This is a genomic window from Nostoc sp. DedQUE09, from assembly GCF_034530915.1.
GTDB lineage: Bacteria > Cyanobacteriota > Cyanobacteriia > Cyanobacteriales > Nostocaceae > Nostoc.
In genome coordinates, this window is the sequence record NZ_JAVRCE010000022.1 from 78,691 (window position 1) to 93,172 (window position 14,482).

Consider the following 14,482-nt stretch of genomic DNA (forward strand, 5'->3'; position numbering starts at 1 on the left):
TTTTAAACTGAAATTGTTACTTTAGCAGGATTTCCGGGAACTATACATTTTATAGCTCCTAAGATTTGTGACTTGTTTAGGATGCTCAGATGCAATAGGCGTGGTTGTATTCTTACTCAAGCCATTTTAATTGTTCCGCATAAACTTTCGACAAATCCCCAAGGGGTATTTATGGCTAACCTAGAAATACTTGTTAGTGAATTGCCAACACTAATTCAGAGTTTAAAACTGACTCTGGGCGATTCTAACCAAATCATGGAACAAATTATCCTAATCAATAATGCTCAGGAACAGCTACGGAATATTAAAAAATTAATTGCTCAGGAATTGAGATTTGAGCATATCAATAATTCTGCGATTGCTACACTTCCTAGATTGAGCGCAGCAGCTACTTTATTTATACCTAATCTGGGATTAGTCGATCCAGCGATCGCAGAAAAGTTTGGAAACTCAGAAACTAAAATTTTATTAACTGATTTACAATCAAAACTTGATGATTGGATTGAATGGGGTTATTTTTTGCAAGCAATAGCCGCTGATATTCTTAGTGATATTCAATTAGTAAATCAACTAAATTCTAATATTATTAATTTAAGTATATCCAATGAATTTCAAACCTTGAATGACAGCTTACAAATTAACTTATCCTTGGCTAACTCTAATATTTTAAAACATCAAATTGAAAAAAATAGCGATTCTCAAAAACAACTATTACAATTACAGCAAAAACTAAATTATATTTTTGATACTATTAAAAATAGTCGCAATCTATTAAATATTTTATTAGGTGTCTCCGCTTTTTATGGTAAATCTGGTTTCGCTTTAGAGTGGTTAGACGATGACCACGAATTAATCATATCGAGTGAGAGAAAATTTCAAGAACTGACAGACATTCTCAATGATTGTGATTATTTCCAAGAGCAAATTGCTGCTTTAATTATTCAGGCTAATACTTTAACTCAACAGGGAGAACAAGCCCTGGAAAAGATTGAACAGGAAAGTAGTAGCCAGGAAGTAGGAATAGTACCAAAGTTTTCAACACCAAAAATAATACGTTCAGCTTTGATTATCGCTTCAAGTTTATTAATCTTAACTTTTGCTGGTTTGAAAATTAGAGAGCAAAATCTAAGTTTAACTCAAGAAACAAATGCGTTCGTCGTAGACGATGGCAGAGCGATCGCCAACTTTAAATCTGCTCAAAAACTTGGCATGGAAGCTGCTTCTCTGGTTCAAAAGCCACCGCATCCTCTAAAGGTTTGGCAACAAGCAGAAACTAAATGGTATCAGGCAATAATTTTGTTAGATAAAATTCCTGCTAAAACATCACTATATGACCGGGCAAAGAAGAAATTAGCTTACTATCAAATTAACTATAAATCTATCAGCCAAAGAGTCATAATTGAAAAGAAAGCTTTAGGAAACTTAGAATTAGCTCACAAGCTAGCAACAGAAGCTAATTTATTTGTTCAAAATTCACCTCATTCACAACTAAGTCGAAAGCAAGCACAAGATAAATGGCAGCAAGCAATTAATTTGTTAGAAGCTATTCCAGAGAGTACGTCTGTCTCTGTCCAAGCTAAAGAGATGCTTTCTATTTATAAAACTAATTATGCGGTGACTAGTCAGCATTCCTAAATCATTTGTGAAAAATTAGATAGGATTACTATATAGTAGGTATTGAATATTTTACAAATTGCGTTAAAAAAGTAAAGAGGTAAATCGCCCTCTTTCAACGCTTTACCTCTCTCAACAACAGATAATTACAACTGACAATTACAGCTTAGAACGGTCAGTTAAAATCTCATAACCAGTCTCTGTCACCAAAACTGTATGCTCAAACTGAGCAGACAAAGAATTATCCATAGTGACTGCTGTCCAACGGTCAGATAATGTCCGCGTGTGTCTAGAACCTGCGTTTAAAATTGGCTCAATTGCCAGCGTCATCCCCGCTCGAAGTTTAACATTTGGCATCTCACGAGTACGGTAGTTGAATACTGAAGGTTCTTCATGCAGGTTACGACCGACACCGTGTCCAGTAAACTCTTCAACTATACTAAAGCCGTTAGATTTCACATGATCTTCAATTGCTCCAGCTAAGTCAAGCAGGTATACACCAGCCTTTACTTGCTCAATGCCTTTATATAAAGCTTCTTCTGCTACACGAATTAATTTAGCCGCTTCTTCTGTCACTTCACCGACAGCAATTGAAATGCAAGAATCACCATGAAAGCCTTGGTAATAAGCACCCGTATCTACTTTTAATACATCCCCGACGCGAATCACTTTCTTGGGGCTAGGAATGCCATGTACTGCTTCATTATTAATACTGGAGCAAATAGAACCTGGAAAACCGTGATATCCTTTAAAACTCGGTGTTGCACCCATTTCGCGGATGCGCTTTTCTGCATAAGCATCCAAATCAGCTGTTGTCATTCCTGGCTTTACTAGCTCGGAAATTTCTTTTAGGACAGTTGCGACAATTGCCGATGATTGCCGCATGATTTCAATTTCACGCGGCGATTTAATTTCAATTCCTCGGCGCTGTTTTTTCGCAGGTGCAGGTTGAGTCGCTTGAGAAAGTAAGTTACTGAAAATGTTCATGGGAAATTAATAATTACTGGTGGCTGTGACGCTGAAGTATCAATGCTTTCTCTAGATTAATTGAGAAATAATATCTATAATTTAAGTTATTTTAATCCCTGATAGGGATTCTTCTATTTTTGACGCTAATGTATATAGAATAACATATTGGCATACTCCTTATGTGTTGGACTTGAATCAAAAACGCCCTAAGCTATTTTTCAGAACGCACTATGAGAGTTAGTACAGTTTTGTTTAAAATGAGGGTTGAAATTTAAACGCAGAAGGGCGCAAAGGTAAGCGCAGAGCTACGCAGAGAATTTAACTCAATTATCTTTAATTTTTAATTATTGATGGCAATTTCTCCAATCATACCTGCTTCTGTATGTCCTGGTATTGTACAACGTAAGCCATAAGTACCAGATTTCAAGGGCACAAATACCCATTCGGCTTCAGCACCGGGCTTAAGTTCCAGTTCGTGAATGGCTCCTTTGATCTCTACTTTGCCTGCTTCAACTTTTTGTGTCCAGATGCCATCGGCAAAATCTTTAGCAGTAAAATAGTGCTTCAGTTGGCTAGGATTAGTAAGCCGGAGTTGATAGCGTTTGCCAACCTCAAATTCCAAATGATTTGGCTCAAATTTGAGTTCGTTAGCCGCATTACCCAAGCTAACTGTAATTTCTGTAGCTGGTTGCTTGAGCAAATCAAAAGACTTATTCGCCGCCATTGCTGGAGTAGCAGCGATGAAATTTAGAGCTAGAAGTAACGTTAATATTACGTAGTTACGCCGTAATATTTGTACCCAAGTAGGAAGTGTAAAACTAAGGGATTTAATTACAATTTCGTAAAAATAGTTATAAATTTTCATCACTAATTCTCAAAAGGCAATGCTAATGAGCAATAACAATTAATAGGTAGCGGGGAAAACCACTTTACCTATTCTTTATATTATCCATGCCCAGTGCCTATCTCTATCTAATACTTTTCTCTGCTAACACAGATGGCCCAGCAGTAACGACTACGATTTGATCTGGGTGGAGTAACTCACGAGCCGCTTGATTAACTTGAGTAAGGGTGACTTTCTGGATTTTATCAGTGAAGGAGTGCAATTCTACTTTATCTAGTCCGTACACCTCATTCATCAGAATTCTATCTGTTAATTCCTCTGGGTTTGCCAGGGAAACGTTGTAGCTGCTGATGAGGGTGCGTTTAGCTGTTTCTACTTCTAGTGCTGTGACACCTTGTTGATGGATTTGCTGTAGCATTTGGCGGGTACTAGCGATCGCTTTACTGCTATCTTCAGGACTAGTCTGCATCTCGATCAAAAATGTCCCTACATTCTTAAGAGCTTGGAAGGAGCTATAAATTCCATAGCTCAAACCTTGGCGATCGCGCACTTCTGCACCTAGTCTACTAGATAGGGTATCGCCTCCCAATATCTGGTTTAATACTAAGGCTGAATGAAATCGAGGATCGTAACGGTTAATGCCTGTGTAACCCATATAAGTTACAGCTTGGGCTTTATCTGGTAAAACTGGGTTGACACTGACGATTTTCTGTGGCATTGCCACCGGAGGATATTTTAATGTCGGTGCTTGACCGCTAACTTCCCAGTCTCCAAACTTATTTTTAATCAGCGATCGCACTTTGTCTAGATCGAAATCTCCCACCAGCGCTAGCACTGTTGTATCTGGGCGATAATGTTTAGTTTTGAAATCAATCACATCCTGGCGCTGAATCTGCTGTAAACTCTCCTCTGTGGGGAAGGTATGTAAGGGGTGTTTTTTCGGATAAATTGACTGAACAAATACTCTTCTGGCTACTTCTGATGGCTCATCTAATTCCTGTTGCAAATCAGTTAAAGTTTGCTGGCGATGCAGTTCTAACTCTTTGGCTGGAAAGGTACTATTTTTCACAACATCTGCCAATATCTCCAGGAGTATCGGCAAATCATCTGCTAAACTATCACCTTCGATATGCACACCTTCGCGGTAGGTTTGAAAGTCTAGACTTGCCCCTCGTTCTCCTAAAACTTTAGCAATAGTTAAAACATCCTTGCTCTTAGTGCCATTTAGCAAATTATCTGCCACAAAAGCAGCCAATCCAGCTTTCTTCTCTGGATCAAATTCTGTCCCAGCTTGAATATAACCGCTCAAGGTAACGGTGGGAGTACTCCGATCTGGTAACAGCAATATCCGCAATCCGTTAGTCAATTTAAATTCCTGCGGTAAGACTTGGGCAATCGCATCTGTAGCCAAATCCACAGGTGGTAAGTATTTCATCACCTCAGAAAAAAGCACAGGTGCGCCAGGAGAGAAATTTTCTGTAGTTTGGGCTGAGTGTGGTTTGTCAGCAACTTCTGTTATCCGCTTCTGGGTTGGTTCAAAAAACCCAACTGTCCGCGCTTCTTTTGTCAGGTATTTGTTAATCACAGCAACGACATCCGTCGGCTTCACCAAACGAACAGCTGCCAAATAGCGATCTGTGTAGCGATAATCACCAACAGTTGTCTCATCAGTACCCAATCGCATTGCTTGAGAGGTGATATCACGGTTACTCAAAATTACATCTGCTGCTAATTGAGTTTTGGCTCGTTCTACTTCCTCAGATGTCACACCTTTTTCTGCTACATTGGCGATCGCACTACTCAACATTGAGTCAATTTTTTTCAAATCTTGTTTAGCTCCAGCCGTTACCAACAACTCATACCAGCCAGATTCTCGTAAACTGGTGACGGATGCTGTAACTTCACTCGCTAAACCTGATTCCACCAATGCCTGATAAAGTCTAGAATTCCGTCCCTCTGTCAAGATGTAATCCATCACATCCAGCGCCGGGACATCTGGTTGATTTGCATCAGGTAGCGGATACACAACTTGTAACAGTCGCCCTGCTCCCGGTTCTCGCAATACGATGGGAGTGTTGAATGCTGAGTGCTGAGTGCTGAGTGTTGAGTGTTGAGTGTTGAGTGTTGAGTGCTGAGTGTTGAGTGATAGAGATGAGGGAGAAATAACTCCTGCCTCCTGCCTGGGTAATTTGCCAAATACTTCTTTAATTGTTTCGAGAGTATTTGCTGTTTGAAAATCTCCAACAATCACTAAGACAGCATTATCAGGACTGTAAAAATTGCGGTAATATTTTTCTACCTGCTCAACTTCAAACTTTTCGACATCAGCTTTAGTGCCACCTACTGGCAACCCATAAGCATGATTGGGAAACACCGCTTTCATGACAGCGCGATTGAGGCGATATTCTGGACTATTTTCGTAACCCTGCAACTCGGAAATTACTACCCGCTTTTCACTGGCTAATTGCTCCGGCTCAATCTGGGAATTTCGCATTCTGTCTGCTTCCAACACCAAGAGCGCTTTCAGCTTGTTTCGTTCCACAGTACCGTAATATGCAGTTTGGTCATAGCTGGTGAAAGCATTGGAATCACTACCTAAAGCACTAAACAAACGTCCAAATTGAATCGGACGATTTTTTGTACCTTTAAACATCATGTGTTCCAATTGGTGGGCAATGCCATTCACGCCCGGTTCTTCGTTGCGTGATCCGACTTTATACCAAGCCTGCACCGTCACCACTGGCGCAGTATGCACTTCCTTTGTGAGGACAGTTAGACCATTCTCCAGCACTGTCTTACGGACATTTTCTGTCAGTGTTGAGGGCATTATTCTTTTTGCTAACAAGCTTGACTGATATTTTTCTTTATTAGATGTGGCTGTATGTTGGCTATGAGCAGGTCGATCGCTCAACAAAAAAACAGCTACTAGCCATAAACTTAAAAGTAATAACGGCAAGGGATATTTATAAAACTTAGAATAAAATTTGGAAAATCCATACATGTATTTAGCAGATTTATCTGTAAATTAAGTTACATAATTATTTTCATGAGTGACTACACTTTAATCTGGCAAAAAAATCTGTGACTTCAGTAACAATACAGAAAAACAATATATTAACAACAAAGGTCATAAAAAAGCTAAATTACGGGAGTTTTGCTAAAACCCGAATGAATTCCAGAGGTAAGCCATCGGTATCGGCAATGAAAGCCACTTCGTAAATGCGATCGCCTATTTGCTGTTGTGTTGGTTCTAAAAGCACCTTCAACGGTTGTAATCCTTCGGTTTGACTCTCAGTCGCTAAGAGTACACGTTCTTGTAAATTTGTCAACCAACTAGGTAAATCTGGTGTCATCTCAGTTAAATCGAACGAGAGATGATAATACCCTACATAATGTTCGTCAGCAAACGCGTCTGGGGCTGGTTTTGGTTCGGGAATTTGGATCAGTTCAATTCTGCCGCCCAATCCTTCCATCCAGCAAGCTAAGGTGTAGCCTGTGGTAAAGCGTTCTGAGATTGTAAACCCTAGAAGTTCGTAGAAAGCGATCGCTCGATGAATATTCGCAGTCCGAATAGAAGCGTGGTGCATAAGACAGTGGTGTTGAGTGCTGAGTAACGAGTGTTGAGTAGGACTTTACACTTAAACCCTAAGGATTAAAAACTTTTTAATTGAGTGCAATTAAAACTTCTTCTCCCTCAGAACTCAGAACTCAGCACTCAGCACTAATTATTGACCATTACTCAAACAACCTGAAATAAGGGTAGCGTACAGGGACACCAGGCTCTTTTTCCAAGTCAAAATTAATCACTTCCCAACAGGCATCATCTGAGCTATCAGGGCTAAACTCCACGGGTAAACCGTACAAACGCGCCGCAGTAGCTTCTGGTTGTCCAGAACGCCAAGGCGTGCTGCGTTCTAAGTAGCCACTCATCAATTCCTGATAGCGTCGAGCAATAATTACTCGTGTTGCTCGAAAACCTTGGGTATAGAGCTTGTCTAATGCTTCGTGAATTTCAAAGCGAATACCATCAGGATGAGTATGTTGTCTATACCATTCATTATTCCACCTCCGCCAATGACGCCCCGATTGCAAATGGATTAACTCTCCATTTTTAGGATTAGCTTCAAACGCGCCATGACGAGGACACAAATAGGTATCTGTTAGTGTCAACGCCGGAATAGTCTGGCGACAATGGGGACACTGTATTTCCGGCCCAAACATCGGGTACTGCAAACCTGGATTCATCATGAAGTGCGTACAAACATAATTTTGTCTTCACCAGCACTAGTGGGTCGGATTATACACTTCGGCTCAACCACTTTGGGTTACTTGCTCACTGCTGCATAAACACGGTGTTGCGGCAGGAACATTATTCACTAGTGTTTTCCTCAGCGTAGAGGCTTGACGCTGTGATATCCTGGTTGTGCAACCAGCCTCAAAGGTTGGAGTTTTTCCAGTGTTCCTGGGTACCATATTCATATTCTATCGTGTCTACCGCTTCTTACTGGACATCTCCTGATTTTTCTCAAGCTGCCTTCATTGCATCCAATGCTGTTGTTATGGGTTCAGTAAATATAGCAACAGGAGTGAGCATTTGGTATGGCGCAGTGGTAAGGGGAGATGTAGAACGGATTGAAATTGGCGAATGCACCAATATTCAAGATGGTGCAATTTTACATGGTGATGCTGGTTTTCCAACAATCTTAGAAGATCATGTTACCGTAGGACATCGCGCTGTCGTACATTCTGCTTACATCGAGCGTGGAAGCTTGATTGGCATTGGCGCAGTGATTTTAGATGGGGTACGAGTAGGTACTGGTAGCATTATTGGTGCTGGCGCAGTGGTAACTAAAAATGTACCGCCTTTGTCTCTAGTTGTCGGTATTCCAAGTAAAGTGTTACGCCAAGTAACAGACGTTGAAGCCGCAGAACTGATTGAACACGCTAAACGTTACCAAAAGTTAGCTTTAGTTCATGCTGGTAAGAGTACTGATATTGGTTTTGGCAAGGCTTAGAGAGTGGGGAGTGGTGAGCAGAGGAGAAGAGAAGTTGTAGTAAGTTTTTCCCCTCTGCCCCTTTGCAACTCTGCCTCTTATCCCCAATACCCAATACTCAATACCCCATAATTTAAACATTCTTTACATTTGTATTTGGAAAAATTGCCCACTTCAGCTAAAAATAAAAATGAGAGCAGTTGACAAAACTTTAATTTCTACTTAAGAGAGGGGTTCTAGATATGGATATCGATTACCGTATAGCGATCGTTTTAGCACCAGTTGTTATTGCCGCTAGCTGGGCAGTGTTTAATATTGGCGCTGCGGCTTTAAGACAAATTCAAGGCTTTTTGGATCGGGAAGCCTAATTTAGGCTTAATATCATCACTCTTCAATCGGCTGTTTCTGTCTATGGAGACAGTCGGTTTCATTCATATCGATTAATGCCATTGGGAATTGGGTAACAGGAGCCACAGAGGTAGCGAGCAGGGAGCAGAGGCAAAAGACTGCAACTTCTCCCCTGCTCCCCTGCTCCCCTGCTCCCCTGCTTTCCACTCCCCACTCCCCACTCCCCGCTCCCATTCCTTGGATATCGATTCTGTAATACAACCCCTGCAACGCTTTGGTGTCCATCTGGGACTCGATCGCATTGTCAATCTATTGACAAATCTCGGCAATCCTCATCACCAAGTTCCGGTAATTCATGTTGCTGGCACTAATGGCAAAGGTTCAGTGTGTGCCTATCTTTCCTCGGTACTCACTGAGGCTGGTTATCGTACAGGACGCTACATTTCCCCCCATTTAGTTGATTGGACGGAACGTATTTGTCTGAATGAACAGCCAATTTCCTCAGAGGAATTAAGCCAATTATTAGAAAAAGTCCAAGTGGTTATTCGTGCTGGTGACGAATCGGCAACCCAGTTTGAAGTAATTACGGCGGCTGCTTGGTTATATTTTGCCCAGCAGCGAATTGATGTGGCTGTAGTAGAAGTCGGACTGGGAGGGCGGTTAGATGCTACCAATGTCTGCTTAGAACCTTTAGTTACACTCATTACTTCCATTAGCCGGGAACACTGGCAACAACTTGGCCCTACCGTCGCTGACATTGCTAGAGAAAAAGCAGGTATTCTTAAACCTGGATGTCCCGTTGTGGTTGGACCATTACCACCAGAGGCAGAGAAAGTGGTACGATCGCGTGCCTTAGAATTACAATGCCCAATTTTTACGCCTCAACCTGCCCGTGAAATCGCTACAGGATGGGCAGAGTATGAAACAATTCAAAATTCAAAATTAATTAAATATCCATTGCCGTTAGCGGGACAAATTCAGTTAACTAATTCAGCTTTGGCTTTAGCAGCTTTAGAAATTCTTCAACAACAGGGTTGGCAGATTTCAGAAGAAGCCATAATTAACGGCATGGCCAAAACTAAATGGCCAGGGCGGATGCAATGGACTACTTGGAAAAACCATAAACTATTACTTGATGGCGCTCATAATACCGCCGCCGCCCAAGTTCTCCGCCAGTATGTTGATAGCTTAAACGCAGTTAACCCCAAACCCGCAAATTGGGTTATGGGAATGTTTGCCGATAAGGATCATAGTGATATTTTTACCGCATTACTGCGACCAGGCGATCGCCTTTATTTAGTGCCAATACCAGTAGAACCTTGGGCCGGTAGAACTTCTGCTGACCTAGACTACTTATCAAACCTAGCTTACAGCCTCTGTCCCGAATTAAGCGATCGCCAAATCCATCCAGATTTATTCACAGCACTAGAAGCCGCAACCTCAACCACCACCACAAACGATTTAATAATTGTGTGTGGTTCCCTTTATTTAGTAGGCGATTTTTTAGCAACAGCTATATCTATAAGTTCACTACAATGATTGTTGCAATTGCTTAAATCTTTCTTATATATGTAAGAGTATTTGTTACAAAGGTTAAAGTAATTGCAGTAAAGGATTATACATTTCCTGCAATTACTTAAGCCTTTCTTATATATGTAAGGTATTTGTTGGAAAGGTTCAAAGTTGAGATACTAATACCATTTATTTTTGAAGATGCGCCTACAGGATTTAGGCAAAACTACAAGCTGTAGCGGCAATTCATGTAGACGCACTCGCGTTTGCGTCTGTCTGCGACACGCTACGCGAATGTAGAGAAGCGGCTTAAGGCAGGTGTTGGTGTATCATCATTTACACAAGTAATTTAAGTCCCAATAGAAGAAAAATCCTCACTCTTGGAATGAAGCTGCGGGTAGTTTTACTGCCTGCTGAGGATGAGTATGCAGGCATCGCTGTTGAGGCACAAAATGACTCTCTAAAGTCCAGTCATTAGTTCTTTTGTTTCTGCGACAACGCCTCGAACGCCCGGTTCAAAATCTCTTGCCGCTGCATTAAATCCACGTCAAGGCGAACGTCCGCCATTATCCACGGGTTTACCTTGACCTTTTGCCCTTCCTCTAAGCGAGCTTGAACCATTTGTAAAATCAATTCAGTTTCGCTTATTGCCATCTCGCCCAACAGCATCATTTCGATTTCCGTTTTCAAGTCGCGTTCAAATCCGGTGGGAAACCGCAGTCGCCCGCTTGTTCGCTCCGCCTGAAACTCGAATCGGTCGCGATGTGACTGCACGCTCCAACCTTGCCACTTTCGCCGCACGCGGTTTTCAATGTCGGGTATGCTTGGCGCTACCCAAAACTCGAGCGTTCTTGCCATGACATCAAGATGAAACCCGCCGCGGGGAAATGGGTCGCCGTCGGCAATTATTATATCGTCTAAGCCTTGATATTCACGAATCGCCGCAAGCAACGGACTTCCATAGTAGAGATAGTCTTCCGTATAGTCGCAAAGCATAAACAACTTTACCGCCTTGTCTTCGGTAACAATGCTTGCCACCGTGTCCATCCAGCCGAGGTGTTGCTGTTGCAACACCTCGAATCGCAAAACGTCTTCGCTTTCTACTTCAACTAAAACATTTTCGCGCGGGAAGCCAACGTAGTCCGCCATGTCGGCAATTCCCTCGTAAGCCCATCGCACTTGCCACCCCTGCCAGACAGAGCGCAAAACGTCGAGATACATTCGGCGCAATTGAACGTCACAGGCAATGTCCTCTCCTGCAAAAATCAGAAAAACTCGCTTGTCAAGATCGACCACCGCGCCGCCTTCCGCCCACACCTCGTCAAGCCAACCCGATTCGTCAACTTCCTCCTGCGCTCGAATAAACTCGACGGCGTGTTCCACGCCCCAAAACAAATCGCGATATATTGTATTAGCGCACCAATGGTTGTAGAACAACTGGTACTTACCGCTTTCGACAAGAATCAGATTTGCTCTTTGTCCCATAGCTTATACCGCCCTCTATTTTTTACACCAGAAATATACGTAGGGTGCGTTAGCCAAAGGCATAACGCACCGTCCAAAGGCTTTGGTGCGTTACGCTATGCGATAACACACCCTACAGATACTATATTTAGCTATTTTTCGTTTGTCTCCTAACTCCTAGTACTGTTCCACTCCTGCGCCGCATCTTCTACGGCTTTATCTACAGTTTTCTCGCCTAACATTGCTGCTTGCAAGTTTTCGTAAACAGCCTTTTGCAGTTTGTTGGAATCCTTCAAAGTAGGAGTTAATATTTCTGCCTGTTGCAGTTGTTGGGCAGTGATAACCCGCGCCTTTTCTACTGTTGAAGCATTAGCTGGAACATCTTTAAAGTAAGTATCAGATAATGCTTTGATTGTAGAAGGTAGAACATTTGCAGCTTTAGCAAAGGCTAACTGATTTTCGTCATTGGTGACAAATAAAGCAAATTTCACAGCGCCATCTGGTTGTTTGCTATCGCGGGGAATAACTATGTTCATTACCGCAACATTTTTCTTACCTGTGTCACCAGTGAGTTGAGGCGCTATTTCTGAAGCTTGAGCAATTTTTGGGGCATTATTAGCGATCGTTTTCAAGAACTCTGGCCCAGAAGCTAGAAACGCAGTCTCTCCAGATTGGTATAAATCGATCGCATGGCGATGTCCTTGGGTTAAAGCCTCTTTAGGAAGCAAACCTTTTTTATACAAGTCTACCCAATACTGAAACGTGGCTTTTCCTTGTGCCGAATTAAACGCCGCTTTCCCCTCAGCATCTATTAAAGTGACTCCCATTTGCACGAACGATTCCAGCACTTCACCGGAATCTTGCGGTACGAAAGTCACAAAAAAGGCATATTTACCCGTCTTGTCTTTAATTTGTTGCGCGGCTTGTGCCAATTCTGCGTAGGTTGCAGGGACTTTATTGATACCTGCCTGTTTTAATAAATCAGTGTTATAAATGGTTAACCGTGTGGTGAGATACCAGGGAATCCCAAAACTCTTACCATTAAGCGTGCTTGCTTTCCAGATATTCGGCAGATAGGAGGAACGTACATCATTTGGGACTTTCGCATCTAAATTTAACCAGGCATTTCGTCCGGCAAGTTGAGAAGCAAAACCCGGATTTAAGTTGACTACATCAGGTGGCGTTTTTGCGGAGACAGCTGTTAATATTTTGTTCTCCATTGCCGCCCAAGGTACATCAACCCAGTTAATCTTTATACCTGGATTTTGCGATTCAAAATTCGCAATTAGGCTTTTGAAGTAGTCGGTAAATTGAGGTTGGAGTTGCATTGTCCAAAACTCAACAGTTCCCACTCCTGAAGTAGCTTGTTTTGTACTTGTATTAACATTACCTGTGCTGCAACTTACAATCCAACTGGTTAATAAGCCAAGCACTACCAAAGCAACAAGTTGTTTAAATTTTCGCAATTGAATCATTTTCCCAGTATTTTTACGCTTGATCAGTGTGAAAAGCTTAGACAGAATTGTTGAGATTATAGGCTAAATAAATTACCCGTAAAGACGTAATATATAACGCCTTTACTGCAACTAATTTAAATATTTCAATTTAGTAGTCCAGCGGGCACAACTGTGGTAAAAAGCTTCAATAGTCTGTTTGGCAAATCGAAAAAAGGGGTAGGCATTGAACTTGCTCCCGAACGGGTGAATGTTGTTCAGCTACGCAAGCAGGGTCAAGGCTTGAAACTAGAAATCTATACATCGGTAGCAGTTCCAGAAGGGATAGTTACTGATGGTCAAATCAACGACCCGCCAGCAATGGCGCAATTAATCCAGCAGGCGCTAGCTGAGAGCAAAATCAAAACTTCTCATGTTGCTACTGGTGTACCAGGACGAGATTCTATCGTTCGGATTATACCAGTGCCAGCAGAGTTAGATGATAAAGAACTGCGAGAAATGGTGCTAAACCATGAAGCAGGTTTGTATTTACCCTATCCTCGTGAAGAGGCTGATGTAGATTATCAGAAACTTGGGTATTTTGTAGATGAAGATGGCATTGAAAAAGTACACGTACTCCTAGTTGCCACCCGCAAAGAGATAACGGATACCTATATAAGTACATTTGAGCAAGCAGGATTACAAATTGATGTTTTAGAAATTAACAGTTTTGCTCTAATTCGGACTATTCGCGAACAACTACGACAATTTGGGCCGCAAGAAGCAGCAGTATTAGTTGATATCGAGTTCGACAGTACAGAAATTGCCATCATCGTTAACGGAGTACCGCAATTTTCACGCACAGTCCCAATCGGGACTTATCAAATGCAAACTGCCTTAGCAAGGGCAATGAGCTTACCTACATCACGAAATATGGAAATGTTACACGGAATGGTTATTCCTGCAACTCCCATAGATGGCGGGAAAACTGGCGTTACCGAACTCGATCCTGGCATGGCTGCCATATTAAGAGTCTTGGGAGAACTAACGGATGAACTGCGCCGCTCCATCGATTTTTACCTAAATCAAAGTGAAAATTTGGAGGTAGCGCAGATTTTATTAGCTGGGCCAGGAGGTGGACTTCAACAGCTAGATGAATTTTTTACCCAACGATTGAGTTTGCCAACTACCCAAATAGATCCAATCGGGTCTTTGTCTTTGGAAGTGGACACTGATAAATATCCACAGGTACAACGCTCTGGTTTGGCGATCGTACTTGGTCTAGGAATGCGGGAGGTGTAATA

General features: G+C 42.0%; 12 protein-coding genes. 5 read left to right on the forward strand and 7 right to left on the reverse strand.

What is annotated here, in order from left to right:
- Nucleotides 1-171: 171 nt before the first annotated feature.
- A complete protein-coding gene (locus RMY27_RS16100; RefSeq protein WP_322664817.1) occupies nt 172-1,635 on the forward strand; it encodes a hypothetical protein in 1,464 nt (487 codons plus the stop codon).
- A 138-nt stretch (nt 1,636-1,773) separates the two neighbouring features.
- Here the strand turns inward: RMY27_RS16100 and map are convergent, their stop codons facing one another.
- The 5 genes from map to RMY27_RS16125 all read right to left on the reverse strand — a co-directional run bounded on the left by map (nt 1,774) and on the right by RMY27_RS16125 (nt 7,675).
- Nucleotides 1,774-2,601, reverse strand: coding sequence for a type I methionyl aminopeptidase (map, locus tag RMY27_RS16105; protein WP_322664819.1), 828 nt, complete (start codon nt 2,599-2,601; stop codon nt 1,774-1,776).
- Nucleotides 2,602-2,923: 322 nt separating this feature from the next.
- Nucleotides 2,924-3,448 (reverse strand): plastocyanin/azurin family copper-binding protein, encoded by a 525-nt coding sequence (locus RMY27_RS16110; protein ID WP_322664821.1) that lies wholly within the window; start codon nt 3,446-3,448, stop codon nt 2,924-2,926.
- Between the two features lie 103 nt (nt 3,449-3,551).
- Nucleotides 3,552-6,428 carry a pitrilysin family protein gene (locus tag RMY27_RS16115; RefSeq protein WP_322664823.1) on the reverse strand — a complete coding sequence of 959 codons (2,877 nt, stop codon included), beginning with the start codon at nt 6,426-6,428 and terminating at the stop codon, nt 3,552-3,554.
- A gap of 142 nt (nt 6,429-6,570) precedes the next feature.
- Entirely contained in the window at nt 6,571-7,014 is a 444-nt protein-coding gene (locus RMY27_RS16120; protein ID WP_322664824.1) for a VOC family protein, read from the reverse strand.
- A 148-nt stretch (nt 7,015-7,162) separates the two neighbouring features.
- Nucleotides 7,163-7,675 carry a TIGR02652 family protein gene (locus tag RMY27_RS16125; RefSeq protein WP_322664825.1) on the reverse strand — a complete coding sequence of 171 codons (513 nt, stop codon included), beginning with the start codon at nt 7,673-7,675 and terminating at the stop codon, nt 7,163-7,165.
- Nucleotides 7,676-7,914: 239 nt separating this feature from the next.
- On the opposite strand from RMY27_RS16125, the gene RMY27_RS16130 reads away from it, so the two are divergent.
- The 3 genes from RMY27_RS16130 to RMY27_RS16140 all read left to right on the forward strand — a co-directional run bounded on the left by RMY27_RS16130 (nt 7,915) and on the right by RMY27_RS16140 (nt 10,308).
- Nucleotides 7,915-8,442, forward strand: a complete 528-nt coding sequence (locus tag RMY27_RS16130; RefSeq protein WP_322664827.1) for a gamma carbonic anhydrase family protein — start codon at nt 7,915-7,917, stop codon at nt 8,440-8,442.
- A gap of 221 nt (nt 8,443-8,663) precedes the next feature.
- Nucleotides 8,664-8,789 (forward strand): photosystem II protein Y, encoded by a 126-nt coding sequence (locus RMY27_RS16135; protein ID WP_012411301.1) that lies wholly within the window; start codon nt 8,664-8,666, stop codon nt 8,787-8,789.
- A 217-nt stretch (nt 8,790-9,006) separates the two neighbouring features.
- Nucleotides 9,007-10,308 carry a folylpolyglutamate synthase/dihydrofolate synthase family protein gene (locus RMY27_RS16140; RefSeq protein WP_322664828.1) on the forward strand — a complete coding sequence of 434 codons (1,302 nt, stop codon included), beginning with the start codon at nt 9,007-9,009 and terminating at the stop codon, nt 10,306-10,308.
- 447 nt (nt 10,309-10,755) lie between these two features.
- Here RMY27_RS16140 and RMY27_RS16145 read toward each other — a convergent pair whose 3' ends face one another.
- Nucleotides 10,756-11,766 carry a hypothetical protein gene (locus RMY27_RS16145; protein ID WP_322664830.1) on the reverse strand — a complete coding sequence of 337 codons (1,011 nt, stop codon included), beginning with the start codon at nt 11,764-11,766 and terminating at the stop codon, nt 10,756-10,758.
- Between the two features lie 149 nt (nt 11,767-11,915).
- Entirely contained in the window at nt 11,916-13,220 is a 1,305-nt protein-coding gene (locus tag RMY27_RS16150; RefSeq protein ID WP_322664832.1) for a sugar ABC transporter substrate-binding protein, read from the reverse strand.
- Between the two features lie 153 nt (nt 13,221-13,373).
- Between RMY27_RS16150 and pilM the strand changes: the two genes are divergently transcribed.
- On the forward strand, nt 13,374-14,480 hold the full coding sequence (gene pilM / locus RMY27_RS16155; protein WP_194042182.1) for a type IV pilus assembly protein PilM: 1,107 nt from the start codon (nt 13,374-13,376) through the stop codon (nt 14,478-14,480).
- Nucleotides 14,481-14,482: the final 2 nt, after the last annotated feature.